Genomic DNA, 25634 nt, shown 5'->3' with positions numbered 1-25634 from the left:
GAGCCTCGGGGTTCGTCGCTCGCCGTTCGGCCTGCTAGCCATCACGCTTGGCCTTGAGCAATGCTGCCCCCAGGGCGCCGAGCTGGCCCTCTCCCTGGCCACCTTGCCCCTTCGTCTTGCCGCCTCCCTTGCGGGGTGCCTTGCCACGCCCACGCGACTCGCCCCCCTTGCCAGGCCGATCGCCCTCGGCCTCGCCGGGCTGATCGTCGAGACGCATGGAGAGTCCGATACGCGAGCGTTCGAGGTCCACGTTCATGACCTTGACCTTGACGATGTCACCGGCCTTGACCACCGAACGGGGATCCTCGACGAACTTGTTGGACAACGCCGAGATATGTACCAGACCGTCCTGATGGACGCCGATATCGACGAAAGCACCGAAGTGGGTGACGTTGGTCACGCTGCCTTCCAGCACCATGCCGGGCTCCAGGTCCTTGAGCGTCTCCACACCTTCGCGGAACTCGGCGGCCCGGAATTCGGGACGCGGATCGCGGCCGGGCTTGTCCAGTTCCTTGAGGATATCGTTGACGGTGGGCACGCCGAAGCGCTCGTCGGCGAACTCGGCAGCCTTGAGCGACTTGAGGGTCGTGCTGTCACCGATCAGCCCGGCCAGATCGCGACCGCTGCGCGAGGCGATACGCTCCACCAGCGGGTAGGCCTCGGGGTGGACCGCACTGGCGTCCAGCGGATTGTCGCCATCCATGATGCGAAGAAAGCCGGCGCACTGCTCGAAGGTCTTGGGGCCGAGACGGCTGACATCCAGCAGTTGGCGACGCGAACGGAAGGCGCCTTCGGCGTCGCGGCGGGCGACGATGTTCTCGGCGAGGCCGGCATTGAGGCCGGCCACCCGCGACAGCAGGGCCGAGGAAGCGGTATTGAGATCCACGCCCACGGCATTGACGCAATCCTCGATCACCGCCTCCAGGCTGCGCGAAAGCTGAACCTGGGAGACATCGTGCTGGTACTGGCCGACGCCGATGGACTTGGGCTCGATCTTGACCAGCTCGGCCAGCGGATCCTGCAGGCGGCGGGCGATCGACACCGCGCCGCGCACGGTCACGTCGAGATCCGGCAGTTCGCGGGAGGCATACTCCGACGCCGAATAGACCGAGGCGCCGGCCTCGCTGACCATCACCTTGGAGAGGCGACGCGTCCCGGCCATGGCCTTGACCAGCTCGCCCGCCAGCTTGTCGGTCTCGCGGCTGGCGGTACCGTTGCCCACGGCGATCAGGGCCACATCATGAGCCTCCACCAGTCGGGCCAGCTCGGCCAGCGACTCGTTCCACTGATGACGCGGCGCATGGGGGAAGATGGTCGACTGGCCCAGGAACTGGCCGGTGGCGCTGACCACTGCCACCTTGCAACCGGTACGCAGCCCGGGATCAATGGCCAGCGTCGCCTTGGCACCGGCCGGCGCCGCCAGCAGCAAATCCTTGAGATTGGCGGCGAAGACACCGATGGCCTCGGCTTCGGCGCGTTCGCGCAGGCGGCCCATCAGCTCGGTCTCGAGGTGGGTGTAGAGCTTGACCCGCCAGGTCCAGCGCACCACTTCGGCGAGCCAACGGTCGGCGGCACGCCCCTGGTCCTGAATCTCGAAGTGCCTGGCGATGGCCACCTGCGCCGGATGCACGGCGGCCTCGTCCTCGCCCGGCAGGCGGATGACCAGCGACAGCACGCCCTCGTTGCGTCCGCGGAACATCGCCAGAGCGCGGTGCGAAGGCACCTTGGCGATGGCCTCGTCATGCTCGAAGTAATCGGCGAACTTGGCACCCTCGCGTTCCTTGCCGTCGATCAGCCGGGCACTGAGCACGCCTTCGTTCCACAGGCGCTCGCGCAGTTGGCCGACCAGCTCGGGCTCCTCGGCGAACCGCTCCATGAGAATCTGCTTGGCGCCGTCCAGCGCCGACTTGGCATCCTCGATGGCCGGAATATCGCCGTCTGCCGCGCGCAGATAGCCGGCGGCCTGCTCCTCGGGCGACAGGGTCGGGTCGGCCAGCAACGCATCGGCCAGCGGCTCCAGGCCCGCCTCGCGCGCGATCTGCGCCTTGGTGCGACGCTTCTTGCGATACGGCAGATAGAGGTCTTCCAGGCGCTGCTTGGTATCGGCGGCACGGATGCTCGCGGCCAGCGCCTCGGTGAGCTTGCCTTGCTCGTCGATGCTGGCCAGTACCGACTCGCGGCGCTCTTCCAGTTCGCGCAGATAACCCAGCCGCTCTTCCAGGGAACGCAGTTGGGTATCGTCCAGCCCGCCGGTGGCTTCCTTGCGGTAACGGGCAATGAAGGGAACGGTGGCACCGCCGTCGAGCAGTTCCACGGTAGCCGCCACCTGGGGCGCGCGAACGCCGAGCTCCTCGGCGAGACGATCGATGATCTTGGCTTGTGCGTCCATGAAATCCTTGGCAATCCAGGTCCAGATGATCGCGACAAGGTATCACAAGCCCGGCGCCGACGGCAGACGAGATATGCGGCGGCGGACTGGCGCCGACTTCCTACGCCGGCACGAAGCGCAACGCCAGCCCGTTGTTGCACCAGCGCAATCCGGTCGGCTCGGGACCGTCATCGAAGAGATGGCCCTGATGGCCGCCACAGCGGGCACAATGATACTCGGTGCGCGGTATCAGCAGCACCAGGTCGAGTTCAGTGAGCAGATGCCCCTCGATATGCGTGAAGAAACTCGGCCAGCCGGTACCGGAATCATATTTCATGGCGCTTTCGAACAACGGCAGATCGCAACCGGCGCAATGATAGACGCCCTTTCGGGTCTCCTTGTCCAGCGGACTCGAAAAGGCCGGTTCGGTGCCCCCCTTCCGCAGTATCTCGAACCGTTCCTCGGTTAGCCTTTCCCGCCATTCGGCCTCGCTGAGTTCGAGCGTCTCGAGGCCCGGCGCCGGGGACAGATCCGGTTTGGGACGCGCATTGGCCAGGCTCGGCGCCAGACCGGACAAGCCACCGAGCCCCAACAGACCAAGGAAATGACGACGTTGCATGGCACGACTCCTCTTTCAGGACGTGATCCGCAAGGGCCCTGCTGCCCCAGGTGAGATAAAAAAAGCGGAGAGGGACGGCCCTCTCCGCTTTCGACTCTCCGCAAGCAGCGGTGTTCAGTTGTCGCCCTCGGCAGGCTCAGTCGAGGCTGGGGCCAGCCTTGACGATCGCCTCGCTGATACCGTCGAACTTCTTGAAGTTCTCGACGAACTTGGCGGCCAGCTCCTTGAGGTGGCGGTCATAGGCCGCCTGGTCGGACCAGGTCTCGCGCGGATCGAGCAGACGGGATTCGACGCCCGGTACGGCGGTCGGCACATCCAGGTTCAGGCCTTCGATGCGCTTGGTCTCCACATCACGCAGCAAGCCGGACTGGATGGCATGAATGATGGCGCGGGTGGTGGGAATAGAGAACCTCGCCCCGCCCTCGCCATAGGCGCCGCCGGTCCAGCCGGTGTTGACCAGATAGACCTGGGCGTCCTTCTCGGCCACGCGCTTGATCAGCAGGTCGGCGTACTCACGGGCCGGACGCGGGAAGAAGGGGGCACCAAAGCAGGTGGAGAAGGTGGCCGCCAGGCCCTCGGAGGAGCCCATCTCGGTAGAGCCCACCTTGGCGGTGTAACCGGACAGGAAGTGATAGGCCGCCGCTTCCTTGGAAAGCACCGAGACCGGCGGCAGCACGCCGCTCATGTCGCAGGTCAAAAAGACGATGGCATTGGGCTCGCCGGCACGGTTCTCGACCACGCGCTTCTCGACGTGCTCGAGCGGATAGGCGGCACGCGAATTCTGGGTCAGGCTGTCGTCGGCGTAATCCGGCTGGCGACGGTCATCGAGGACCACGTTCTCGAGCACGGTGCCGAACTTGATGGCGTTCCAGATCACCGGCTCGTTCTTCTCGGAGAGGTCGATGCACTTGGCATAGCATCCACCTTCGATGTTGAAGACGGTACCCACGCCCCAGCCGTGCTCGTCGTCACCGATCAGGAAACGCGACGGATCGGCGGACAGGGTGGTCTTGCCGGTGCCGGAGAGGCCGAAGAACAGGGTGGTCTCGCCATCCTCGCCGACATTGGCGCTGCAGTGCATGGGCAGCACGTCGGACGCCGGCAGCAGGAAGTTCTGTACCGAGAACATGGCCTTCTTCATCTCGCCGGCATAGCGCATGCCGGCGATCAGCACACGGCGCGCGGCGAAGTTGATGATCACGCAGCCATCGGAATTTGTGCCGTCACGCGCCGGGTCGCACTCGAAGAAAGGCGCGTTGAGAATGGTCCACTCATCCTTGGCCGACGGATTATAGGGCTCGGGGCGCACGAACATGGTACGGCCGAACAAGTTGTGCCAGGCCGTTTCGGTGGTCACGCGAACCGGCAGATAGTGGACCGGGTCGCTGCCCACGTGCAGTTCGGACACATAGTGTTCGTCGGCGTGCAGATAGGCCTCGACACGCCCCCACAGGGCATCGAAGCTATCGGCGTCGAACGGTTGGTTGACGCTACCCCAGTCGATCTGGCCGCTAGTGGACGGCTCTTCGACGATGAAACGATCCTTGGGCGAGCGGCCGGTACGTTGACCGGTATTCACCACCAGTGCGCCATTGGCTGCCAGACGGCCTTCGCCATTGGCCACGGCACGCTCGATCAACTCGGCGCTGCTGAGGTTGACGTGGGCGGTGGCGGACTGCGCACTGGCAGCCTGTGAAACGGCTTGAGTCGTGGTCATGTCGATTCCTGGGCCTTGCGGCCAATTCTCTCTCGTTTGCCGGGCGTCCTTGACGCGTGTCTGCCCATCCCGCGAACGCCGCATGCGGTTACCCGTCTCGTGTTCGGCGACATCCGTAATGAGGATGAGTGGCGCGCATTATGGCAAAAACCCGGCCGCCGGGAAACGCCGACGTTGCCCGACGTTCTTGTAGTTTTACTACTACATCAGGACCGATAACCCCAAGATCCAGACCAGCCGTCTCTTTCCAGGCCAGCTCAGTGAACCGTCGGCGGTGGCCCGTCCGGGTCGTCGAGCATTGCTTCGACTTCGGCGACGGTGAACTGGTAGCGGGTATGGCAGAAATGGCACTGGGTGGCGATCCCGCCCTGCTCGGCCAGGATGTCACGCAGTTCTTCCTCGCCCAGGCTCAGCAGGGCGCCGGCGATGCGCTCGCGGGAACAGCTGCAGCCGAAATGCAGGGCCTTGGGCTCGAACACCCGGACCTGCTCTTCGTGGAACAAGCGATGCAGCAGGTCATGCTGCTCCAGCGACAGCAGCTCGTCGGCGGTCAGGGTGGCAGCCAGTTGCACCATGCGGTCCCAGGCGTCTTCGTCCTGGTTCAAGGATTCGTCGGGCAGGCGCTGCAGCAACAATCCCGCGGAGCGCTGCGCGTCGGCGGCCAGCCAGAGTCGCGTGGGCAACTGCTCGGAGCGGCTGAAGTAATCTTCCAGACATCCGGCCAGGCTGTCCCGCTCCAGGGTGACGATGCCCTGATAACGGCGCCCTTCACGGGGATCCAGGGTGATGGTGATCTGCCCTTCGCCGAAAAGCTCGGTAAAACCGGCATCATCATCGGGGATCGCCGCGTCTTCATCCAGCTGGGCGATGGCACGCAGCTCACCACCGGGATTCGACTCGGCCATCAGCAACGACAAGGCCCCCTTGCCTCGCACCTCGATGCTCATGGTGCCGTCGAGCTTGACGGTTTCGGTCAGCAGTGCCACGGCGGCCAGCAGCTCGCCGAGCTGCCGGGTGACCGCAGGCGGATAATCGTGCCGCTCGAGGACCTCGGCATAAGCCTTCTCGAGAGAGACGACTTCGCCACGCACATTGGTGTTGTCGAAGAGAAAACGCTGTATCTGATCGGTCATGAATACTGCCTGAAGATAAATGATGAGAAGCAAGAGATAAGCAGGAAGAAGGAAGATGCGGGTTCTCCTGATGACTTCCCTCTTATCTCTTCCTTCTTCTTTCTGCCTTCATTCCCCGCCCTGCTCTCGCATGAAGCGCTTGATATCGCGCCGCTGTCGCTTGTCGGGCCGCTTGAAGGGGTGTTGCATGGCCTGGTTGGCCTGTCGGCGATTCTCGGCCTCCTTCGCGCGCCGGACCTCGCTTTCCGCGGTCTCGCGATAAAGCTCGCGGGCTTCCGGGGCGCCGCGCCGCTGATCCGACAAGGCCACCACCTCGACCTCCCAGAAGTCCCATCCCTGCGGCACACGGATCAGCGCACCGATTTCGACGTTCTTGCTAGTCTTGGCGCGACCTCCGTTGTAGTGCACCTTGCCGCCTTCGATGGCCTTCTTGGCGAGCGCCCGCGTCTTGAAGAAACGCGCCGCCCATAACCATTTGTCGAGCCTGACATCACTCATGGCGACCTCCGCGGGGTGGCAGATCCTCGGGCAACAGCGCCGCGAACCGGTCCAGGGCGACGAAGGACTCGAGCTCCCGAGCCGGTCGCTGGCTATCGGGCTGTCGGATGCCCAGCAGATGGCGGATACCGAACTCGCGAGCGCTCTCCAGCACCGAAGGGTTGTCGTCGATGAACAGAGTGCGGGCCGGGTCGAAGGGCTCGGTTTCCTGGAGGGCGAACCAGAATCCCTGTTCCTCCTTGGGCACGCCCAGATCGGCGGAGGAAACGATGGCATCCAGATAGTCTTCGAGACCGGTCAGCGGCAGCTTCAACGCCAGGCTCTCGCGGTCGGCATTGGTCGCCAGGACCACCCGGGGGTGGGCCTGCTTGAGCCAGGTCAGGAAATCCAGGGCATCGCCACGCAGGCCGATCAGATGCTGGACCTCGCGCTTGAGCGCCAGGACGTCGACGCCCAGCTCGCGGCGCCAATAGGCCAGGCTGTACCAGTCCAGGGTGCCCTGCTCGCGGATGATGCGCGCGCGAATCTCCTCCTGGGTGGCTTCGTCGAGCCGATGCAGCTCCACGTAGCGCCGAGGCAGGTGCTCGAGCCAGAAGTGGCTGTCGAAATGCAGGTCCAGCAGTGTGCCGTCCATGTCCAGCAGGACGGTATCAATGGCACGCCAGTCGATCATGGGCTCCTCATGGGTGGCGCGGTGGCGTCTCGCGGATGATAGACGTGCTAGTGTAACCAATCGACATCCACGACGCATTCGACGCCCCACCGACCGGAGCCCCCATGGCCGACCAGTACGCTAAACCGCATGTCCTGTCACGACGCAGCATCGCCACGAGCCGCCTGTTCAATATCGAGGAGATGGAACTGCGCTTCGCCAATGGCGCCGAGCGGACCTTCGAGCGGCTGGGTGGCAATGTCAGGGGCGGCGGAGCAGTGATGATCGTCGCCATGCCCGACCCCGAGCATGTGCTGCTGATTCGCGAGTACGCTGCCGGCCTCGAGGAGTACACCCTGACCCTGCCCAAGGGCCTGGTCGACCCCGGCGAGGATGTCGTGGCCGCCGCCAATCGCGAATTGATGGAAGAGTGCGGCTTTGGTGCCCATCGCCTCGAGCCGCTGGTGGAACTGACCCTGGCGCCCAACTACATGCGCCATCGCATGCAGGTCATGCTTGCCACCGATCTCTACCCCAAGCGGCTTCCGGGCGACGAGCCCGAGCCCTTGATCGTGGAGACCCATGCCATCGACGAAATCGGCGCCCTGCTGGCAAGGGATGATTTCCATGAGGCCCGGGCCATCGCGGCCCTGTTCATCGCCAGGGACAAGTTGCGCGCCGAGTCACCCGCGTCTTCCTCCTGGTGGTGAGACGACTGTAGTAAACCGGCGGCAAGACGTTATCAGGCAGAGCCGTCGCCTCCCTGGGCATGCAGCAGGCGGCGGCGAACGCCGTTGCCTTCCTTGAGCTTGACCCAGCGCCCCTGACGGTAGCTGTCCAGCCCGGCCTCGAGCAGCGACATCGTCTCCAGGGCCTCCTCGGCCGTCACCGGTGGCGGCGTACCGTGCAACAGCGTCTCGGCGATACCGTCATAATAGGCCCGGTAGTCCCCCGCTTCGCCGGGCAGCTCACGGCTGACCAGCGATACCTCGTCGCCCTGCCCTTCGTCGAGCGTCAGGCGGCCGGGGCTATCATCCACGCCCCACCCCTCTTCCGGCGTTTCGCCGGCCTTGAGCCAGGCCTCCTGGGGATCGAGCCCATACTTCACGAAACTGCCCTGGGTGCCATATACCGCGAAGCGCGGGGTCGGCTCGGCCACCAGGGAGCTGGCCCCGAGAATCACGCGCAGATTGTCGTAGTCCAGCACCGCCAGGAAGTCGTCGTCGATCTCGGCGCCGTCCCGCGCGGTCGACAGCTCCAGCAGAATCGCCCGCGGCATGCCGAACAGCTCCCGAACCTGATCGAGCAGGTGCGGGCCCAGGTCGAACCAGATACCGCTGCCGGGCTGATGATGGTCCCGCCAGCGGTCGCTGACATGGGGCCGGAAGCGGTCGAAACGCGATTCCAGGGCGGCGACCCGGCCCAGTTCGCCCCGCTCGAGCAGCGACTTGAGCGTCAGGAAGTCACTGTCCCAACGCCGGTTGTGGAAGACGCTGAGCAAGCGATCCGCATTGTCGGCGTGCGACTTCAACTGTCGCGCTTCGGCCAGCGATACCGACATGGGCTTGTCGATCACCACGTGCTTGCCGGCGGATAACGCCGACTTGGCCAGTGGAAAGTGCGACTCATTGGGCGTGGCGATCACCACCAGGTCGATATTCGGGTCGGCGAACAACGACTGAGGCTTGGCGTGCACCGTCATCTGGGGATACACCGCCTGCACCTTCGCCGTGTCGCCGCTGACCACGGCAGACAACTCCAGGCCCGGCGCCGCCTGTATCAGCGGCGCGTGAAAGGTTCTGCCGGCCATGCCGAAGCCGATCAGGCCAACGTTGAGGGTCTGAGTCTTCATATCAAGGCGTCCTAGCAACAACGAAGATGAGGCCCCGGCACGCCAGCCGGGGCGATCCAGGCAACCAAGTATTCAATCGAGCTTGGTCAGATCACGCACCGCGCCCTTGTCGGCGGATGTGGCCAGCAGCGCATAGGCCTTGAGTGCCGCGGAGACCTTGCGCACACGCTGGATGGTCGGTTTCCAGGCGTCTCGTCCGCGCGCCTGCTGGGCCTGCCGGCGCCGCTCGAGTTCGTCATCGGAAAGCAGGACATCGATGGCGCGGCCGAGAATGTTGATGCGGATCGTATCGCAGTTCTCGACCAGGCCGATGGCGCCTCCCGCCGCGGCTTCCGGCGAAACATGGCCGATCGAGAGCCCCGAGGTACCGCCGGAGAAACGGCCGTCAGTGAGCAGGGCGCACGCCTTGCCCAGTCCTTTCGACTTCAGGTAGGAGGTCGGGTAGAGCATCTCCTGCATGCCCGGACCGCCCTTGGGGCCTTCGTAGCGAATCACCACTACATCGCCTTCCTTCACCTGGCCGCCGAGGATGTGCTCCACGGCCTGGTCCTGGGACTCGACGACATGCGCCGGCCCTTCGAACACCAGGATCGACTCGTCGACGCCGGCAGTCTTCACCACACAGCCGTCGCGCGCGATGTTGCCGTGCAGTACGGCAAGCCCGCCTTCCTTCGAGAAGGCATGTTCAAGGTCACGGATACAGCCGGTGGCGCGATCGCCGTCCAGGCTCGGCCAACGGGAGCTCTGGGAGAATGCCTCCTGGGTCGGCACGCCGCCGGGGCCGGCCCGGAAGAACTCCACTACCTCGGGACTCGGCGAGCGCATGATGTCCCACTCGGCGAGCGCCTCGGCCAGGCTGTCGCCATACACCGTCGGCACCCGGGTATCCAGCACGCCCGCGCGGTCCAGCTCGCCGAGAATGGCCATGATGCCGCCGGCACGATGCACGTCCTCGATATGATATTTCTGGGTGTTGGGCGCCACCTTGCACAACTGGGGCACTTCCCGGGAAAGCCGATCGATATCGGTCATGGTGAAATCGATCTCGGCCTCCTGGGCGGCGGCCAGCAGATGCAGGATGGTGTTGGTGGAACCACCCATGGCGATATCGAGCGTCATGGCGTTCTTGAAGGCCGCCTTGGAGCCGATGGCACGGGGCAACAGGTGTGCCTCGTCGCCCTCGTAGTAACGCCTGGCCAGCTCGACGATGCGATGCCCCGCCGTCTCGAAGAGGCGACGCCGGTCGGCATGGGTCGCCACCACGGTGCCGTTGCCCGGCAGTGCCAGTCCCAGCGCCTCGGTCAGGCAGTTCATGGAATTGGCGGTGAACATGCCCGAGCAGCTACCGCAGGTCGGGCAGGCACTGCGCTCCACCTCGGAGAGCGTCTCGTCGTCCACCGAGTCGTCGGCGGCCATGACCATGGCATCGACCAGGTCCAGCCCATGATCCAGAAGCTTGGTCTTGCCGGCCTCCATGGGGCCGCCGGAGACGAAGATCACCGGCACGTTGAGGCGCATCGCGGCCATCAGCATTCCCGGGGTGATCTTGTCGCAGTTGGAAATGCACACCAGGGCATCGGCGCAATGCGCATTGACCATGTACTCGACGCTGTCGGCGATGATGTCGCGACTCGGCAGCGAATACAGCATGCCGTCGTGGCCCATGGCGATGCCGTCATCGACGGCGATGGTGTTGAATTCCTTGGCCACGCCGCCGGCTTTTTCAATCTCCCGCGCCACCAACTGGCCCATGTCCTTCAGGTGCACGTGCCCCGGCACGAACTGGGTGAAGGAGTTGGCCACAGCGATGATCGGCTTGTGGAAATCATCATCCTTCATGCCGGTGGCACGCCACAGGGCGCGGGCGCCGGCCATGTTGCGGCCGGCGGTGGTGGTTCGGGAGCGATACTCGGGCATGGTGTCCTCTTGCTCAGTCACGCCGCCTCGGGCGGGCGCTTTGCCGCCTGACGGTCTCGATGTCCAGGTTGGACATCGATTCTGGCATGAGAGGCGCAGGCATGCCAGACGGAGGCTGCCGGGGCCCGATGGTCAGGCGTTGAAGTTGAGCATCCGCTCCAGCGGCTTGAGTGCACGCTGCCGCAACGCTTCGTCGACGAAGATCTCGCCGCTGGCGTTGCGCAGGGCTCCGGCCAGGTTGTTCAGGGCGTTCATCGCCATCCACGGGCAGTGGGCGCAACTCTTGCAGGTCGCACCATCGCCGGCAGTGGGTGCCTCGAAGAGCGTCTTGTCCGGCACCGCCTGCTGCATCTTGAAGAAGATGCCCCGATCGGTGGCCACGATCAGTTCCTGCTGGGGCAGCTCCTTGGCCGCCTTGATCAGCTGCGAGGTGGAACCGGCGACGTCGGCCAGCTCGACCACCGAGGATGGCGATTCCGGATGCACCAGCACCGCGGCGTCGGGATACAGCCCCTTGAGGTCCTCGACGCCCTTGGCCTTGAACTCCTCGTGGACGATGCAGGCACCGTCCCAGAGCAGCATGTCGGCCCCGGTCTTGCGCTGGATGTAGCCGCCCAGGTGCTTGTCCGGCGCCCACAGGATCTTCTCGCCTCGCGCCTGCAGGTGCTCGATCACATCCACGGCGATGGAAGACGTCACCACCCAGTCGGCACGCGCCTTCACCGCCGCCGAGGTATTGGCATAGACCACCACGGTGCGGTCCGGGTGCGCATCGCAGAAGGCCGCGAACTCGTCGGCCGGGCAGCCGACATCCAGCGAGCAGGTCGCCTCGAGGGTCGGCATCAGCACGCGCTTCTCGGGAGACAGGATCTTGGCCGTCTCGCCCATGAAGCGCACGCCGGCCACCACCAGGGTATCGGCCTCGTGACGGGCGCCGAAACGCGCCATCTCCAGGGAATCGGCGACGCAACCGCCCGTCTCCTCGGCCAGCTGCTGGATGGCATCGTCGGTGTAGTAATGGGCCACCAGGACGGCGTTGTTGGCCTCGAGCAGTCGCTTGATCTCCTCGACGCGCGCCTCGTCCTCGGCGGGAATACGGGTGGGGCAATAGCTACGTGCCAGCTGTTCGCGCAGCTCGGCACGGGAAGTCATGATCGTCATCGTGTCTACCACTGTGACCGGCAGGGAATCCCCCTGCATTGCACCAGGTGCCGGGACTCGTGCGCTCCGCACGGCTCGACACACCAGAGGGTCAACCGCTGCGTCTCTCGCTGTGGTCGACCCGCGCCGCTTGCGACCGACTCGCGTTCCGCGATCATCGGCGCAAGAAAAATGACGTCTTTCGATAATGACGCTGACACGTTCAGGTTGCAAGCTCGGCAGGCCCGGCGGCGCGTCACGATACGAAGGCCCGACCGACGAAAACGCCCCCGCCTCGAAACGAGACGGGGGCGTAATATCTGGTGGGTCGTGTAGGATTCGAACCTACGACCAATTGGTTAAAAGCCAACTGCTCTACCAACTGAGCTAACGACCCTGCAGTGGCCACGAAGGCCAAAACGGGTTCGGATGGTGGGTCGTGTAGGATTCGAACCTACGACCAATTGGTTAAAAGCCAACTGCTCTACCAACTGAGCTAACGACCCCTGCCGAACGGGTGCACATAATACGTATGGGCCCGGTCGCTGGCAAGCGATTTTTTTATCGCTGGACGATCAACGCCCTCGAGACCGGGATGACTTGGGCTTGCGCACGCCCTGTACCGGCCGACGCTTGTTCTTGTCGCGGCTCCAACGGTTCTTCTCGTCGGGCGTCAGCTCCGGCACCTTGCGCGATGGCAGCCCCGCCTGTTCGGCCAGGTCGTCGATCTCGTCCTGACCGAGCTCGACCCACTCCCCCGCCTTGGCCCGCTTGTCGAGGAAGATGTTGCCATAGCGCACGCGCTTGAGGCGGCTGACGGTGAGATTCTGCGACTCCCACAAGCGACGCACCTCGCGGTTGCGCCCTTCCATGATGACCACATGGAACCAGGTGTTGATGCCCTCGCCGCCGAACTCCTGCACATCGGTGAAGCGTGCCGGACCATCATCGAGCATCACGCCCTCGACCATCGCCTTGATGTGATCCATGGTCACCTCGCCCATCACGCGCACCGCGTATTCGCGCTCGATCTGGGTGGAGGGATGCATCAAGCGGTTGGCCAGCTCACCGTCGGTGGTGAACAGCAGCAGCCCGCTGGTGTTGATGTCCAGGCGGCCGATGGCGATCCAGCGCTCGCCCTTGAGGCGCGGCAGGCGATCGAAGACGGTACGACGCCCCTCCGGATCCTTGCGCGTGCACAGCTCGCCCTCCGGCTTGTTGTACATGATCACCCGGCGCGGCACCTCATCGGCACCACGCAGGGCCACAGGGCGGTCATCGAAGGCTACCTTGTCGCGCAGCTCGACCCGATCTCCCAGGGTCGCCACCTGGCCGTTGACCTTGACACGCCCGTCGGCGATGGCGGTCTCCATTTCACGGCGCGAGCCCAACCCCGCCCGGGCCAGGACCTTCTGCAGTTTTTCGCTGGTGTTACTCATCAGTCGTCTGTCTCACTTGTCGTGGATTCCGTCCCCGCAGCAGCGTCCTCGTCGACGCGGCCACGGGCACGCTCGGACAGCCGAGCCTCGATATCGGCAAAGCTCGGACTCGTCCGCTCGGACGCCGTCCCGGCGTGTGTTTCATCCTCGTCGGCCGTCCCGGCCAATGATTCTTCAGGCTGAGCCGGCGCTTCCGCCTGCTCGGCTCCGGTCGCTGCCGGTGACTCCTCGAGTTCGCGGCCGCTCTCTGCTTCGACTTCACCCTCGGTGCCACTTTCCGTCTCGGACTCCTCGAGCGACTCATCCGCCTGCGCCAGCACGTCCTGCTGGGGCGGCGGCGGCTCATCCTCCTGATAGATCTCTTCCTCGCCGAAGCTCTTGAGTTCGTGCATCGGTGGCAGTTCGTCGAGCGTCTTGAGGCCGAAGTCGTCGAGGAAGGAGCGCGTGGTGGCATAGACCGCCGGGCGTCCGGGCACATCACGATGCCCCACGACCCTCACCCAGCCCCGATCGACCAGGGTGCGCATGATGGAACCGCTCACCGATACCCCGCGCACCTCCTCAATGTCGGCCCGCGTCACCGGTTGACGATAGGCGATCATCGCCAGGGTCTCCAGCAGTGCCCGCGAATAGCGCTGAGGGCGCTCGTCCCACAGCCGCGACACCCAGGACGACAGCCGCGGCCGAATGCGCAACTGGTAGCCCGAAGCGGTCTCGAGCAATTCCATGGCACCACGCTCATGACGCCCCTCGACACGCTCCAGCGACTCGCGCAGGGCGCGACGCGGCGGGCGCTCGTGGTCATCGAACAGCGCCTCGAGGCGCTCCAGCGACAAGGGCTCGCCGGCCGCCAGCAGGGCAGCCTCGAGAATGTCGTCCAGCGCCTCGGGATATTCCATGGCGGTCATGCCGGTTCGCTCCCATCCTCGTCCTGCATTGCGAAGGGGCTCTCGCCCACGTCGCCCTCCTCTTCGAAATCCTCGTCGCCTTCCTGCGCCTCGGTCTCGGCACGGGCACGCACATGGATCGGCGACAGCGGCGCATTCTGCACGATCTCGATCAAGGATTCCTTGGCCAGCTCGAGAATCGCCATGAAGGTGACGACCACGCCGGCGCGTCCTTCCTCGAGATTGAACAACGCCTCGAAGGGAGTGTGATGCTCGTGGCTCAAGCGCTCCATGATCGCCAGCATGCGTTCGCGGGTGGAGAGCACCTCCCGGCTGATCTGGTGAGACTGGTTGAGCTCCGCCCGGCGCAATATGCCGGCCAGTGCGCCCAGCAATTCGTCGAGCTCCACATCGGGATGAATCACCCGGGATTCGAGTGGCGGCAATGCCGCCCGCGCCGGAAACCAGTCACGTCCCAGGCGCGGCAGATCGGCCAGCGATTCGGCGGCGTTCTTGAGCCGCTCGTACTCCTGCAAGCGACGAATCAACTCGGCGCGAGGGTCTTCCTCGTCGTCCTCGTCGTTCTCCTTGGGCGGGCGCGGCAACAGGGTGCGCGACTTGATCTCGGCCAGCATCGCCGCCATCAGCAGATACTCGCCGGCAAGCTCGATCTCCATGGCCTGCATCAGCTCCACGTACTCGATGTACTGATGGGTGATGGCCGCCACATCGATGGCCAGGATATCCAGGTTCTGGCGACGAATCAGGTAGAGCAGCAGATCGAGCGGCCCCTCGAAGGCCTCGAGAAAGACACGCAACGCCTCCGGCGGGATGTAGAGATCCTCCGGCAACTGGGTGATCGGCTCGTCGAACAGTCGGCCGAGCACCGCCGCACTATTCTCGACTTCATGCGCGGCACTCACCTCACCATCGGCGGTCGTTGGCGTATCGCTCACGCGTGGCCTGGCCTCCTGCGACGTTGCTGGCGGGAACGCGCCCGTTGGTTGATCGTGAAGTCTAGCAAGAGCCGCCCCATCAAGGTAAGCCGCGTTTGCCTCCAGCGACACGACAAGGGGCCAGAGCCAGCGTGCCAACCGACCGCTGGCCGGCCCTTCAGGCCCGGTCAACCATCACGAACAGCAAGCAGGCGACTGGTCGATCAGAATGGCGGAGACCTCACAACGGTCCCAGATCCTCGATCAAGCCGCGCTGCAGACGGGCTTCCAGCGCCAGCCGTTCACGTCGGGAGAGAGTCGGCGCCCGGGAGAAGAGTTCTCGTGCCGCCGCCACCGCCTTCGGCGACCGGAAAGCCATTGTGCTGGCCATCTCGAGCGCCGTGGCCCGGGGATCCTCGGCAAGCCGGGTCGCCAGGCCCAGCGTCTGCGCTTCCTGACCACCGACCTCGCGGCCCGTCCAGGCCAGCTCGAGCAACACATCATCGCGCATATGGCTCGCCGTGACGCTGATGCCCATATCGGGAACAAGGCCCCAGGCAATTTCCAGGAGTGCCAGGCGCGCATCGGGCGACACCACCCGGATATCCGCCCCGAGAGCGATCTGCAGTCCACCACCGTAGACATGCCCCTGCAGGGCGGCAATCACCGGCACGCCGGCCTCGCGCCATCCCAACGCCAGGCGCTGCACCGGGTTGACGCCCGCCTCGTCGGCCTCGAGCAGCGATGGCATGCGTTGCGGCTCGCTCATGATCGACTTCATGTCGAGCCCGGCACAGAAGCTCTCACCCTCTCCGGACAGCACCACGGCACCTATGTCGCCGCCCCCTTCCCGAGTGAGTTCGACCAATCGCCGCTGGGCCGACAGCAACCCTTCGATCATCGACCAGTCCAGGCCATTGTGTTGCTGCGGCCTGGTCAGGCACACCTCGGCCACACCGTCCTGAACCCCCAGGGTCACCCGTGCGTGAAACGCCTCCACTGTCACCTCGACTCTCCCGTGATTGAGCGTCATGCCAGTGTGGCAAGCCTCCGAAAATCAATCAAACGACCGTTTTCCACGCATTGCATATCACGTCGCCTCGGCCGCATCGGCGGTTCGGTATCGCCCGACATAATCGAACAGCTTTTCGCGCACCTGCCAATGGCGACCGACCTTGCGGCCGACAACGAAGTCCGGCGCTTTCAGACGATGACGCTCCGCCACCACCTCTGCCGGCCCCTGTGGCCACCAGGAAGTCCCCGGCGCCCGCAGATGGCGACGCAGGAAGACCGCCGCGAAGGCGCCTCGCTGGGCCGGTGTCTCCAGCGCGAACCACTCGTTCAGGGTCGCGCCGTCCTCATCGTGATAGGTGACCTTGAGACGCGGCAGGCCACGCCCGTTGAGCGCGGCCTCGAGCACCATGCCGGACACTCGCAGCACCATGGCGTCACGCAGCCGCAGGGCCTCGCGCAGCTTGTCGTCGGCATCCACCAGCAGCGTCTGGCAGCCATGGCAGCGACGCGCGGCGATGTCATTCTCGGCGCCACAGTGCTCGCACTCCTTGAAGCGATAGCGAAAGTCGCACTGGCGCTGGCGACCCGCGTCATCCTCGACCAACCCCTGGCAACGGCGCCCGAAATGCTCGATCACCAGTTCGCCGTCGCGGCGCCCCCAGAAGAGATTGGCGTGCCCGCAGGCAGGACACTCGACCTGAACGGGCTCGGTGTCCGGGGCCGGCCTCGGGCTGCCCACCTCGGGGGCGTAGAGGTCCCAGGGGTTGCCGGCATAATCGAGAATCAGGCAGTCATGCTTGCCCTCGGCCAGCCGCAGGCCGCGCCCGACGATCTGCTGGTAGAGCCCGACCGACTCGGTGGGTCGCAGGATGGCGATCAGATCGACATGGGGCGCATCGAAGCCGGTGGTCAGCACCGACACATTGACCAGATACTTGAGACGCTGTGCCTTGAAGGCCTCGATGTGCGCCTGACGCTCCTCGGACGGCGTGGCGCCGGTGATCAGTGCCGCCTGCCCCTCCGGCAGGTGGTCGAGGATCTCCTCGGCGTGCGCCACAGTGGCAGCGAACAGCATCACTCCCCGGCGCTCGGCGGCATATGCCACCACCTCGGCGACGATGGTCGGCGTGGCACGGTGGCCGGCTACTACTCGGTCGAGTTCGGCCTCCTGAAAACGGCCACCGGCCCCGGGCGCCAGTTGCGAGAAATCATAGCGGGCCACCGCCGCATCGATGCGCCGCGGTTCAGCCAGATAGCCCTGCTTGACCATCAGGCGCAGCGGCTGCTCGAAGACGCAATCGCGAAAGAAGCAGTCAGCGTCGCCACGCACCATGCCATGATGGTGTCGGTGATAGACGAAGCCCTGCCCCAGCCGGTACGGCGTGGCGGTTAAACCGAGAATCTTGAGGCGCGGATTGTGGCGACGCAGGGCCTCGATCACGCGCCGGTAGCTCGAGTCCTCGTCCAGCGAGACCCGGTGGCATTCGTCGATCACCAACAGCGAGAAGGCGCCGCTTTTTTCGCCCCTTTCATCGACCCGCTCGCCGAAGGCGTCGAGGTTGCGCGCCACCGACTGCACCGAACCGAATACCACCTGCCGCGCCGCCCGCTTGCTGCCGAGGCCGGCGCTGAAGATATCCGCCTCGAGCCCGTAGGCTTCGTACTTGGCATGGTTCTGCTCCACCAGCTCGCGCACATGGGCCAGCACCAGTACCCGCCCTCGTGCCAGACGTGCCAGCTCGGCAATCACCAGCGACTTGCCGCTGCCGGTGGGCAGCACCACCACGGCGGGGTCGTGACAGGCACGAAAATGCTCGATCACGCGACGCACCGCCTCATTTTGATAAGGACGCAATCGTGGTGCGAAAGAGGAACTCATGGGGCGCTCTTGCGGTAAAATGTCGCCATCTTGTCACCTTGCGTCGCCAATGCCGACAGCGCAACGCCAGGGCATGACTTGACCTGAGGCCACACAGGCATGATACCTAGGTAGTATGAGACGCAATGTCGCATATCTCATTTGAAGGAGAGCCCTTGCATGACCACTGAGAAAATCAGTCCCGATTGTCCGGAATGCGGTAACCGCCGGAAACGTCTGCCGCCGGGCCGCGAGAGCCAGTACCACGTGTACTGCGACGAGTGCGGTCATGATTTCGGGCGTTTCGATCACTTCCAGGCACAGTTCCGTCATCTGCTCGATGACGTGGAATCGCATCTGAAGCACCCGGACGACGAAGCACGCTCCTGACCGCTCTCCGTGCCGAGACAGCACGCTGACCAGCGGTTGATGGCATGACGAATACGCAAGACGCCGACGCCTGGCAGACGACCGGGCGTCGGCGTCTTGCGTGCGGGGCCCGCTCAGGCCCCGCGTCGCTCAGCCCAGCCAGTGCCGGGCGTTGCGGAACAGGCGCATCCAGGCGCCGTCACGCGTCCACTCAGTCGGCCGCCAGGAATTGGTCACCGCCCTGGCCACTCGCTCGGGATGCGGCATCATGATGGTCACGCGACCATCCGGGGTGGTCAGGCCGGTGATACCGCCCGGCGAGCCGTTCGGGTTGGCAGGATAACGCGTGGTCGCCTGCCCGTGGTTGTCGAGATAGCGCAGGGCCACCTGCGAACTGCTCTGCATGCGACGCAGATGAGCGCTGTCACGGAACTCGGCACGGCCTTCGCCATGAGCCACGGCGATCGGCAGGCGCGAGCCTTCCATGCCGGCGAGCAGGATCGAGGCACTCTGCTCCACGCGCACCATGGAGACCCGAGCCTCGAACTGCTCGGACTCGTTGCGCACGAAACGCGGCCAGTTCTCGGCACCGGGAATCAGTTCCTTGAGCTGGGACAGCATCTGACAGCCATTGCAGACACCCAGCGCGAAGCTGTCGTCGCGGCCGAAGAAGCCGGCGAACTGGTCGCGAGCACGCTCATTGAACAGCACCGACTTGGCCCAGCCGCCACCGGCGCCCAGCACATCACCGTAGGAAAATCCGCCGCAGGCCACCAGGCCCTTGAAGTCGTCGAGGCTCACCCGCCCCTCGAGGATATCGCTCATGTGCACGTCGACGGCCTCGAAGCCGGCCCGGTCGAAGGCCCAGGCCATTTCCAGGTGGCCATTGACGCCCTGCTCGCGCAGCACGGCCATGGGCGGGCGCGCCGTGTTCACGAAGGGCGCGGTGATGTCCTCGTCGACATCGAAGGTCGGCGTCGCCGAAAGCCCCGGATCGCGGCCGTCGAGCAGGCCGTCGAACTCGCTCTTGGCACACTCGGCGTTGTCGCGCAGCGCCTGCATGCGGTAGCTGGTCTCGCTCCAGGTACGCTGCGCCAGCAGGCGCGTGGTCTCGAGCAACGGCTCCTCGAACAGGGTCACCCGCACCTGGTCGTCGTAGCGCGGCCGGGCAATGACGCCGCACGTTTCGATGCCCGCACCGGCGAACTGCGCCAGCACGTCTTCGGTATGCTCGCGGGAGACCTGGATGACCGCACCGAGTTCCTCGGCGAACAAGGCATTGAAGGCATCGGTGGGCTCATCGATCAGCCAGTCGAGCTTGATTTCCAGGCCGGCGTGGGCCGCGAAGGCCATCTCCAGCAACGTGACCAGCAGCCCGCCGTCGCTGCGATCGTGATAGGCCAGCAGCTTGCCGTCGGCGTTGAGCCCCTGGATCACCGAGAAGAACGCCTTGAGATCCTCCGGGTCGTCCAGGTCGGGGCATTCGTCACCGACCTGCCCGTAGACCTGGGCCAGGGCCGAGCCACCGAGACGATTCCGGCCACCGCCGAGATCGATCAGGATGAGGTCGGACTCGTCCTGCTCCAGGTTGATCTCGGGGGTCAGGGTACGCAGGGCGTCGGTGACGGGCGCAAAGCCGGTGGTGATCAGCGACAGCGGCGCGGTGACGCTTTTCTCCTCGCGTTCGCCCTTGTCGTTCTCGGCCTCCCAGGCCGTGCGCATCGACATCGAGTCCTTGCCCACCGGCACGGCGATGCCCAGCGCCGGGCAGAGTTCCATGCCCACCGTCCGAACGGCATCGTAAAGCGCCTGGTTCTCGCCGGGGTGGCTGGCCGCACTCATCCAGTTGGCCGAGAGCTTGATGTCACCGAGCTTGGCGATCGGCGCCGCCGCCAGGTTGGTGATGGTCTCGGCCACCGCCAGGCGAGCGCTGGCGGCGGGATCGATCAACGCCACTGGCGGGCGTTCGCCCATGGCCATGGCTTCGCCGGCGTGGGTATCGAAGGTTGCGGTCGTCACGGCGACATCGGCTACCGGCACCTGCCAGGGCCCGACCATCTGGTCGCGGGCCACCTGACCGGTGATGGAACGGTCGCCGATGGTGATCAGAAAGCTCTTGGAGGCCACCGTGGGCAGGCGCAGCACCCGGTCCATGGCCTCGCGCAGATCCAGGTTGTCGAGCATGATGCCCGGCAACTCGCGGTCCTGCCGTTCGAATTCACGCTGCATCTTCGGCGGCTTGCCGAACAGCACGCTCATCGGCAAATCCACCGGTCGGGTCGCGAAGTGGCCATCGCGAACCTCGAGATGATGCGCCTCGGTGGCCTCGCCGACCACTGCGTAGGGGCAACGCTCACGACGGCACAGCGCCTCGAAGGTCTCGAGATCGTCCGGCGCCACGGCCAGCACATAGCGTTCCTGGGCCTCGTTGCACCAGATCTCCAGCGGGCTCATGCCGGGCTCGGCATTGGGGATCTCGCGCAATTCGAAGCGTCCGCCCCGTTCGCCGTCCTTGACCAGTTCCGGCAGGGCATTGGAGAGTCCGCCCGCACCGACGTCGTGGATGAAGCGGATCGGGTTGTCGTCGCCCAGCGCCCAGCAGCGATCGATGACTTCCTGGGCGCGACGCTCCATCTCGGGGTTGTCGCGCTGCACCGAGGCGAAGTCCAGATCGGCGCTGGAAGCGCCGGAGGCCATCGAGGAGGCAGCGCCGCCGCCCAGGCCGATCAGCATGGCCGGCCCGCCCATGACGATCAGCTTGCCACCGACGGGAATCTCGCCCTTCTGGACATGATCCTCGCGGATGTTGCCATAGCCGCCGGCGATCATGATCGGCTTGTGATAGCCCCGGCGCTCGATGCCGTCGGCACCCAGGGCATCCTGTTCATAGCTGCGGAAATAGCCCGTCAGGTTGGGGCGGCCGAACTCGTTGTTGAAGGCCGCGCCGCCGATGGGCCCTTCGAGCATGATCGAAAGCGCACTGGTGATGCGTTCGGGCTTGCCGTAGTCGAAGGCTTCCCAGGGCTGGACGAATTCGGGAATGCGCAGGTTGGAAACGGTGAAGCCGGTCAGGCCCGCCTTGGGCTTGCCGCCGATCCCCGTGGCGCCTTCGTCGCGGATCTCGCCGCCGGCACCGGTGGCCGCCCCGGGGTGCGGAGCAATGGCCGTCGGGTGGTTGTGGGTCTCCACCTTCATCAGGATGTTCACCGACTCCTGATGGGTCCCGTAGACGGCACGATCGGCCGCCTTGCCGGTCAGGGGGGCGGCGAAGAAACGCCCGGCCTCGCTGCCCCGGATCACCGCCGCGTTGTCGCTGTAGGCGGAGAGGATGTCGTCCGGCGAAGCCTCGAAGGTGTTCTTGATCATCTTGAACAGCGAGTGCGATTGCGCCTCGCCGTCCACCACCCAGTCGGCGTTGAAGATCTTGTGGCGACAATGCTCCGAGTTCGCCTGAGCGAACATCATCAGCTCGACGTCCGTGGGATTGCGCTCGAGCCCGCGGAAGGCCTCGCACAGATAGTCGATCTCGTCCTCGGCGAGCGCCAGGCCGAGCTCGACGTTGGCCGTTTCCAGCGCTGCGCGGCCGCCCTCCAGGAGATCCACCTGGCCGAGCGGGGCCGGCTCGTGATGCGCGAACAGGCGGGCGGCGTCCGAGGCATCGAACAGCACCGTCTCGGTCATGCGGTCATGCAGCGCGGCCGTGACGGCCTCGAAGTCCGCCTCGGAAAGCTCCCCGGCGAACTGCACCCGATAGGCGATCCCCCGCTCCAGGCGACGAACCTTCGTCAGTCCGCAGTTGTGTGCGATGTCGGTGGCCTTGGACGACCAGGGCGACTGGGTGCCGATCCGCGGCACGACCAGGAACAGGCGCCCCTTGGGCGACGCCTCGCGAGCCGTGCCGTCGTCCAGCAGGCGCTCGAGCAGCTGCCGGTCCTCATCGGCCAGCTCCCCGTCATGATCGACGAAGTGCACGTAGTCGGCTTCGAGCGCCTCGACATCGGGCGCCACGCTACGCAGGGCATCCAGTAGCTTGGCGTGACGAAAAGCGGATAAAGCGGGCGCACCGCGCAGTTCGAGCATATCCTCGGGCCTCTGAAGCAAGCGAAAATGAAGGAAGCGCCGAACGACCGACTCATGACCTCAACCACGGGGCTGGCCATGCCATGATTGAGCCACGTGGGCGTTCATCCGGTTTTCCCGAAGGCCGCGGCCGGCGGCAAGGAGGCCTTATGATACTGGAAAGCGCCGGTCGCGAGAAATCGAGAATGATGACAGCCGGAGGGAGGCTGGGTAAGGTGAAGGGCCTTGTCGCCGCTCATCGCTACTATGCTCGCATCCTGGTTCAACCATGTCCGCCGCCGCTGGCGCGGTTACCTGACATTGTGCGCCACCCTGCTGCTCGTGCTGTTCCCTGTGTTGCCGAGCAACGAGCCGGGGCCGCACCTGCAGGACGTGATGCAACGGGACTTCATCAGCGTGCATACCCGCAACACCCCGACCACCTATTATGAAGGCCGCCAGGGGCCCACCGGGTTCGAATACGAGCTGATGCGGCGCTTTGCCGACCATCTCGGCGTCAGCCTGGCACTCAATGATGACCACAACACCACCGATGTACTCGGTGCGGTGCGTCAGCAAGGCGACATGGGCGCCGCCGCCCTGCCACTCGATCCAGGGCGCGAGGGAGTGATCTTCAGTCGCCCGATCATGCCGCTGCAGCCCTTGCTGGTCTACCGCCGCGGCCTGCCGCCGCCCAGCAGCATCGAAGACCTCCAGGGCCTGGAGATCGGCACCCTTGGAGGGACCGGCACCGATACCGTCATGCGCGAGCTCCAGGCCGAGCACCCGAAATTGAGCTGGAAGGAATCCCGCGACATGGAGGTCGCTTCGCTGCTGAGCCAGGTCGCGAACGGCGACCTGGACGCCGCCGTGGTCTTCGAGCATCAGTTCCGGCTCAATCGCCTGTTCTTCCCCGAAGTCGAAGACGGCTTCCGCTTGGGCAAGCCGCTATCACTGGCCTGGGCCTTTCCCGCCGGACAGGGCCTGGGACTGGTCCGCGAGGCCAATCGCTTCCTCGCCGACATGCAGGACAACGGCCTGCTCCAGCGACTCGAGACGCGCTATTTCGGCCGCGACAACTATCTCGAATACGTCGGCGCGCGCACCTTCATCTCTCACGCCCAGAAGCGGTTGCCGGACTACGCACCACTGTTCCGCCAGTCCGCCCGCGACACTGGCTTCGACTGGAAGCTGCTGGCCGCGGTGGGCTATCAGGAGTCCCACTGGAATCCCGAGGCCACCTCCCCCACCGGCGTACGCGGGCTCATGATGCTGACCCGCCCCACCGCCAGTGATCTGGGTATCGAGGATCGCCTCGACCCGGCACAAAGCATCGAGGGCGGTGCACGCTACCTGCGAAGTCTCGAGCAACGACTGCCCGAGTCGATCACCGGCGACGACCGCCTCTACATGGCGCTGGCGGCCTACAACGTGGGCCTGGGTCACCTCTACGACGCACGCGACATCACCCGTCAGCGCGGCGGCGATCCCGATGCCTGGGAGGATGTACGACGCTCGTTGCCGCTGCTCCAGGAGAGCGGCTGGTATGAAAAGACCCGTCATGGCTATGCCCGCGGCGGCGAACCGGTGATCTATGTCCGCAACATTCGCCGCTATCACGAGATCCTGGCCTATGTGGACCGCAGCCAGGAGCAGTTCCATCCGCTCAACGCCCGGCTGCCCGAAGAGGCGAGTCGCGAGACGTTCGACGTCATCCCGCCCAGCACCTGAACGCTCACGGCTCGGCGGTGTCCCGTCGCTCGGCGAAGAAGGCCTTGAGGTGCTTGGCGATACGCGGGGCCAGCACCCCGCCGACCACCTCGACCCGATGGTTGTACCAGGGCTGTGCGAACAGGTTGGCACGCGACTCCACCATGCCACTGCGCGGCTCGGCCGCGCCATACACCACTCGGGCCAGGCGAGCATGAATGATGGCACCGGTACACATCAGGCAGGGCTCCAGGGTCACGAAGAGCGTGCAGCCATCGAGGCGATAGTTGCCAAGCCGGGTACCGGCATCGCGCAACGCACGAATCTCGGCGTGGGCACTGGGGTCATGGTCACTGACCGGCGCGTTGAAGCCAGACCCCACGATCTCGCCGGCCCGATCCACGACCACCGCGCCCACCGGCACCTCCCCCGCCGCCTCCGCGCGACGCGCCTGATCCATGGCTCGGTGCATGTAATACTCATCGCTGCGCATCAACGTTGACTCCAGTAGACTGCTCGGCATGTCGATGATGGTCCGACACGACTCACCAGGGAAGGTGTTCAAGGCGGGCCAACACCCTTCTCAGGAGGATACCCCCGAATGTCCGACGCGCTAAACGCCCTGGTCGACCTGCTCGCCCTGGAACCCCTGGAAGAGAACCTTTTTCGAGGCCGCAGCCAGGATCTGGGACTGCCGCAACTGTTCGGTGGCCAGGTACTTGGCCAAGCCCTCTCGGCGGCGACCCACACCGTGAGCGCCGAGCGCCGCGTACATTCACTGCACGGCTACTTCCTGCGTCCGGGCGATGCCCAGATGCCGGTGGTCTATCAGGTCGACGCCGTGCGCGACGGCGCCAGCTTCACCACCCGTCGCATCACGGCGATTCAGAAGGGTCGGCCGATCTTCTTCTGCAGCGCGTCCTTCCACGGTGAGGAAACCAGCATCGCCCACCAGCCGCGCATGCCCGAGGTGACGCCCCCCGAATGCCCGGAAGAGAGCGACGCCGGAGTGACCCGCTTCCCCGGCCATCCGATCGAGTTTCGCCACCTCGAGGACAGCGCCGAACCCGGCCAGCCAGCTCGCAAGCGCCTGTGGTTCCGCCTGGCCGGCGAACTGCCCGACGACCCGGCGCTGCACCGCTACCTGCTGGCCTACAGTTCCGACTTCAATCTGCTGACCACTTCGCTGGTTCCCCACGATCTCGTCTTCGGCGATCCCAGATTACAGATCGCCAGTCTCGACCATGCCCTGTGGTTCCACCACGACGTCAAGGTCAACGACTGGCTGCTCTATGACATGGACAGCCCCTGGGCTGGCGGCGCGCGCGGCTTCGCCCGTGGCAGCATCTACGATCGTGACGGACGCCTGGTCGCTTCCAGTGCCCAGGAAGGACTGACGAGGCTGCACGAGGCACCGCGCTAGGACCTGCACGCAAAGTGCCTGTACTCGGTGTGTCGTACCCGGGA

Annotated in this window: 20 protein-coding genes and 2 tRNA genes; 4 read left to right on the top strand and 18 right to left on the bottom strand. The window is 65.3% G+C overall.

Features of this window, described 5'->3' with window-relative positions; genetic code table 11:
• Positions 1–34: 34 nt before the first annotated feature.
• The 6 genes from HELO_RS03670 to yrfG all read right to left on the bottom strand — a co-directional run bounded on the left by HELO_RS03670 (position 35) and on the right by yrfG (position 7008).
• A complete protein-coding gene (locus tag HELO_RS03670) occupies positions 35–2389 on the bottom strand; it encodes a Tex family protein (protein ID WP_013331443.1) in 2355 nt (784 codons plus the stop codon).
• Positions 2390–2489: 100 nt separating this feature from the next.
• Positions 2490–2987, bottom strand: coding sequence for a peptide-methionine (R)-S-oxide reductase MsrB (gene msrB / locus HELO_RS03665; RefSeq protein WP_013331442.1), 498 nt, complete (start codon positions 2985–2987; stop codon positions 2490–2492).
• 136 nt (positions 2988–3123) lie between these two features.
• The gene (locus tag HELO_RS03660) at positions 3124–4704 is read right to left on the bottom strand and encodes a phosphoenolpyruvate carboxykinase (RefSeq protein ID WP_013331441.1); all 1581 of its coding nucleotides are present in this window, start codon (positions 4702–4704) and stop codon (positions 3124–3126) included.
• Between the two features lie 257 nt (positions 4705–4961).
• Positions 4962–5837 carry an Hsp33 family molecular chaperone HslO gene (hslO, locus tag HELO_RS03655; protein WP_013331440.1) on the bottom strand — a complete coding sequence of 292 codons (876 nt, stop codon included), beginning with the start codon at positions 5835–5837 and terminating at the stop codon, positions 4962–4964.
• Between the two features lie 108 nt (positions 5838–5945).
• Positions 5946–6335, bottom strand: a complete 390-nt coding sequence (locus HELO_RS03650) for an RNA-binding S4 domain-containing protein (RefSeq protein WP_013331439.1) — start codon at positions 6333–6335, stop codon at positions 5946–5948.
• Positions 6328–7008, bottom strand: coding sequence for a GMP/IMP nucleotidase (gene yrfG, locus HELO_RS03645; RefSeq protein ID WP_041601887.1), 681 nt, complete (start codon positions 7006–7008; stop codon positions 6328–6330). Before yrfG ends, HELO_RS03650 begins: the two co-directional genes overlap by 8 nt.
• A gap of 104 nt (positions 7009–7112) precedes the next feature.
• On the opposite strand from yrfG, the gene nudE reads away from it, so the two are divergent.
• Complete coding sequence (gene nudE, locus HELO_RS03640) at positions 7113–7697, top strand: ADP compounds hydrolase NudE (protein ID WP_013331437.1); 585 nt, start codon at positions 7113–7115, stop codon at positions 7695–7697.
• Positions 7698–7729: 32 nt separating this feature from the next.
• Here nudE and HELO_RS03635 read toward each other — a convergent pair whose 3' ends face one another.
• From HELO_RS03635 to HELO_RS03590, 10 genes are all read right to left on the bottom strand, one after another.
• On the bottom strand, positions 7730–8839 hold the full coding sequence (locus HELO_RS03635) for an oxidoreductase (protein ID WP_013331436.1): 1110 nt from the start codon (positions 8837–8839) through the stop codon (positions 7730–7732).
• Positions 8840–8911: 72 nt separating this feature from the next.
• Positions 8912–10756, bottom strand: a complete 1845-nt coding sequence (gene ilvD, locus HELO_RS03630; RefSeq protein WP_013331435.1) for a dihydroxy-acid dehydratase — start codon at positions 10754–10756, stop codon at positions 8912–8914.
• 132 nt (positions 10757–10888) lie between these two features.
• The gene (gene nadA / locus HELO_RS03625) at positions 10889–11917 is read right to left on the bottom strand and encodes a quinolinate synthase NadA (protein ID WP_041602387.1); all 1029 of its coding nucleotides are present in this window, start codon (positions 11915–11917) and stop codon (positions 10889–10891) included.
• A gap of 300 nt (positions 11918–12217) precedes the next feature.
• Positions 12218–12293, bottom strand: a tRNA-Lys gene (locus tag HELO_RS03620).
• 33 nt (positions 12294–12326) lie between these two features.
• Positions 12327–12402 (bottom strand) — tRNA-Lys (locus tag HELO_RS03615).
• 69 nt (positions 12403–12471) lie between these two features.
• The gene (rluB, locus tag HELO_RS03610; RefSeq protein ID WP_013331433.1) at positions 12472–13335 is read right to left on the bottom strand and encodes a 23S rRNA pseudouridine(2605) synthase RluB; all 864 of its coding nucleotides are present in this window, start codon (positions 13333–13335) and stop codon (positions 12472–12474) included.
• Positions 13335–14243, bottom strand: a complete 909-nt coding sequence (gene scpB / locus HELO_RS03605) for an SMC-Scp complex subunit ScpB (RefSeq protein ID WP_013331432.1) — start codon at positions 14241–14243, stop codon at positions 13335–13337. The genes rluB and scpB overlap by 1 nt, the downstream gene beginning before the upstream one ends.
• Positions 14240–15178 (bottom strand): segregation and condensation protein A, encoded by a 939-nt coding sequence (locus tag HELO_RS03600; RefSeq protein WP_013331431.1) that lies wholly within the window; start codon positions 15176–15178, stop codon positions 14240–14242. The genes scpB and HELO_RS03600 overlap by 4 nt, the downstream gene beginning before the upstream one ends.
• A 220-nt stretch (positions 15179–15398) precedes the next feature.
• Positions 15399–16190 (bottom strand): crotonase/enoyl-CoA hydratase family protein, encoded by a 792-nt coding sequence (locus tag HELO_RS03595; RefSeq protein ID WP_013331430.1) that lies wholly within the window; start codon positions 16188–16190, stop codon positions 15399–15401.
• 57 nt (positions 16191–16247) lie between these two features.
• Positions 16248–18050 carry a DEAD/DEAH box helicase gene (locus tag HELO_RS03590; RefSeq protein ID WP_013331429.1) on the bottom strand — a complete coding sequence of 601 codons (1803 nt, stop codon included), beginning with the start codon at positions 18048–18050 and terminating at the stop codon, positions 16248–16250.
• Positions 18051–18209: 159 nt separating this feature from the next.
• Between HELO_RS03590 and HELO_RS03585 the strand changes: the two genes are divergently transcribed.
• A complete protein-coding gene (locus HELO_RS03585; RefSeq protein WP_041601886.1) occupies positions 18210–18419 on the top strand; it encodes a hypothetical protein in 210 nt (69 codons plus the stop codon).
• 129 nt (positions 18420–18548) lie between these two features.
• Here HELO_RS03585 and purL read toward each other — a convergent pair whose 3' ends face one another.
• The gene (gene purL / locus HELO_RS03580) at positions 18549–22478 is read right to left on the bottom strand and encodes a phosphoribosylformylglycinamidine synthase (RefSeq protein WP_013331428.1); all 3930 of its coding nucleotides are present in this window, start codon (positions 22476–22478) and stop codon (positions 18549–18551) included.
• A gap of 246 nt (positions 22479–22724) precedes the next feature.
• On the opposite strand from purL, the gene mltF reads away from it, so the two are divergent.
• Positions 22725–24188 (top strand): membrane-bound lytic murein transglycosylase MltF, encoded by a 1464-nt coding sequence (gene mltF / locus HELO_RS03575; protein WP_013331427.1) that lies wholly within the window; start codon positions 22725–22727, stop codon positions 24186–24188.
• Between the two features lie 4 nt (positions 24189–24192).
• Here the strand turns inward: mltF and tadA are convergent, their stop codons facing one another.
• Positions 24193–24660 (bottom strand): tRNA adenosine(34) deaminase TadA, encoded by a 468-nt coding sequence (tadA, locus tag HELO_RS03570; RefSeq protein ID WP_013331426.1) that lies wholly within the window; start codon positions 24658–24660, stop codon positions 24193–24195.
• 108 nt (positions 24661–24768) lie between these two features.
• On the opposite strand from tadA, the gene HELO_RS03565 reads away from it, so the two are divergent.
• Positions 24769–25590, top strand: a complete 822-nt coding sequence (locus HELO_RS03565; protein ID WP_013331425.1) for an acyl-CoA thioesterase — start codon at positions 24769–24771, stop codon at positions 25588–25590.
• Positions 25591–25634 lie beyond the last annotated feature (44 nt).

Source organism: Halomonas elongata DSM 2581 (assembly GCF_000196875.2).
Lineage (GTDB): Bacteria > Pseudomonadota > Gammaproteobacteria > Pseudomonadales > Halomonadaceae > Halomonas > Halomonas elongata.
Note: the sequence above shows the minus strand (reverse complement) of the source record. Positions and strands in the feature narration are given on the sequence as shown.

Bases quoted from the DNA above. Each gene is read 5' to 3' on its own strand.
- HELO_RS03670 (WP_013331443.1), bottom strand. From the start codon at position 2,389: ATGGACGCACAAGCCAAGATCATCGATCGTCTCGCCGAGGAGCTCGGC.
- msrB (WP_013331442.1), bottom strand. From the start codon at position 2,987: ATGCAACGTCGTCATTTCCTTGGTCTGTTGGGGCTCGGTGGCTTGTCC.
- HELO_RS03660 (WP_013331441.1), bottom strand. From the start codon at position 4,704: ATGACCACGACTCAAGCCGTTTCACAGGCTGCCAGTGCGCAGTCCGCC.
- hslO (WP_013331440.1), bottom strand. From the start codon at position 5,837: ATGACCGATCAGATACAGCGTTTTCTCTTCGACAACACCAATGTGCGT.
- HELO_RS03650 (WP_013331439.1), bottom strand. From the start codon at position 6,335: ATGAGTGATGTCAGGCTCGACAAATGGTTATGGGCGGCGCGTTTCTTC.
- yrfG (WP_041601887.1), bottom strand. From the start codon at position 7,008: ATGATCGACTGGCGTGCCATTGATACCGTCCTGCTGGACATGGACGGC.
- nudE (WP_013331437.1), top strand. From the start codon at position 7,113: ATGGCCGACCAGTACGCTAAACCGCATGTCCTGTCACGACGCAGCATC.
- HELO_RS03635 (WP_013331436.1), bottom strand. From the start codon at position 8,839: ATGAAGACTCAGACCCTCAACGTTGGCCTGATCGGCTTCGGCATGGCC.
- ilvD (WP_013331435.1), bottom strand. From the start codon at position 10,756: ATGCCCGAGTATCGCTCCCGAACCACCACCGCCGGCCGCAACATGGCC.
- nadA (WP_041602387.1), bottom strand. From the start codon at position 11,917: ATGACGATCATGACTTCCCGTGCCGAGCTGCGCGAACAGCTGGCACGT.
- rluB (WP_013331433.1), bottom strand. From the start codon at position 13,335: ATGAGTAACACCAGCGAAAAACTGCAGAAGGTCCTGGCCCGGGCGGGG.
- scpB (WP_013331432.1), bottom strand. From the start codon at position 14,243: ATGACCGCCATGGAATATCCCGAGGCGCTGGACGACATTCTCGAGGCT.
- HELO_RS03595 (WP_013331430.1), bottom strand. From the start codon at position 16,190: ATGACGCTCAATCACGGGAGAGTCGAGGTGACAGTGGAGGCGTTTCAC.
- HELO_RS03590 (WP_013331429.1), bottom strand. From the start codon at position 18,050: ATGAGTTCCTCTTTCGCACCACGATTGCGTCCTTATCAAAATGAGGCG.
- HELO_RS03585 (WP_041601886.1), top strand. From the start codon at position 18,210: ATGACCACTGAGAAAATCAGTCCCGATTGTCCGGAATGCGGTAACCGC.
- purL (WP_013331428.1), bottom strand. From the start codon at position 22,478: ATGCTCGAACTGCGCGGTGCGCCCGCTTTATCCGCTTTTCGTCACGCC.
- mltF (WP_013331427.1), top strand. From the start codon at position 22,725: ATGCTCGCATCCTGGTTCAACCATGTCCGCCGCCGCTGGCGCGGTTAC.
- tadA (WP_013331426.1), bottom strand. From the start codon at position 24,660: ATGCGCAGCGATGAGTATTACATGCACCGAGCCATGGATCAGGCGCGT.
- HELO_RS03565 (WP_013331425.1), top strand. From the start codon at position 24,769: ATGTCCGACGCGCTAAACGCCCTGGTCGACCTGCTCGCCCTGGAACCC.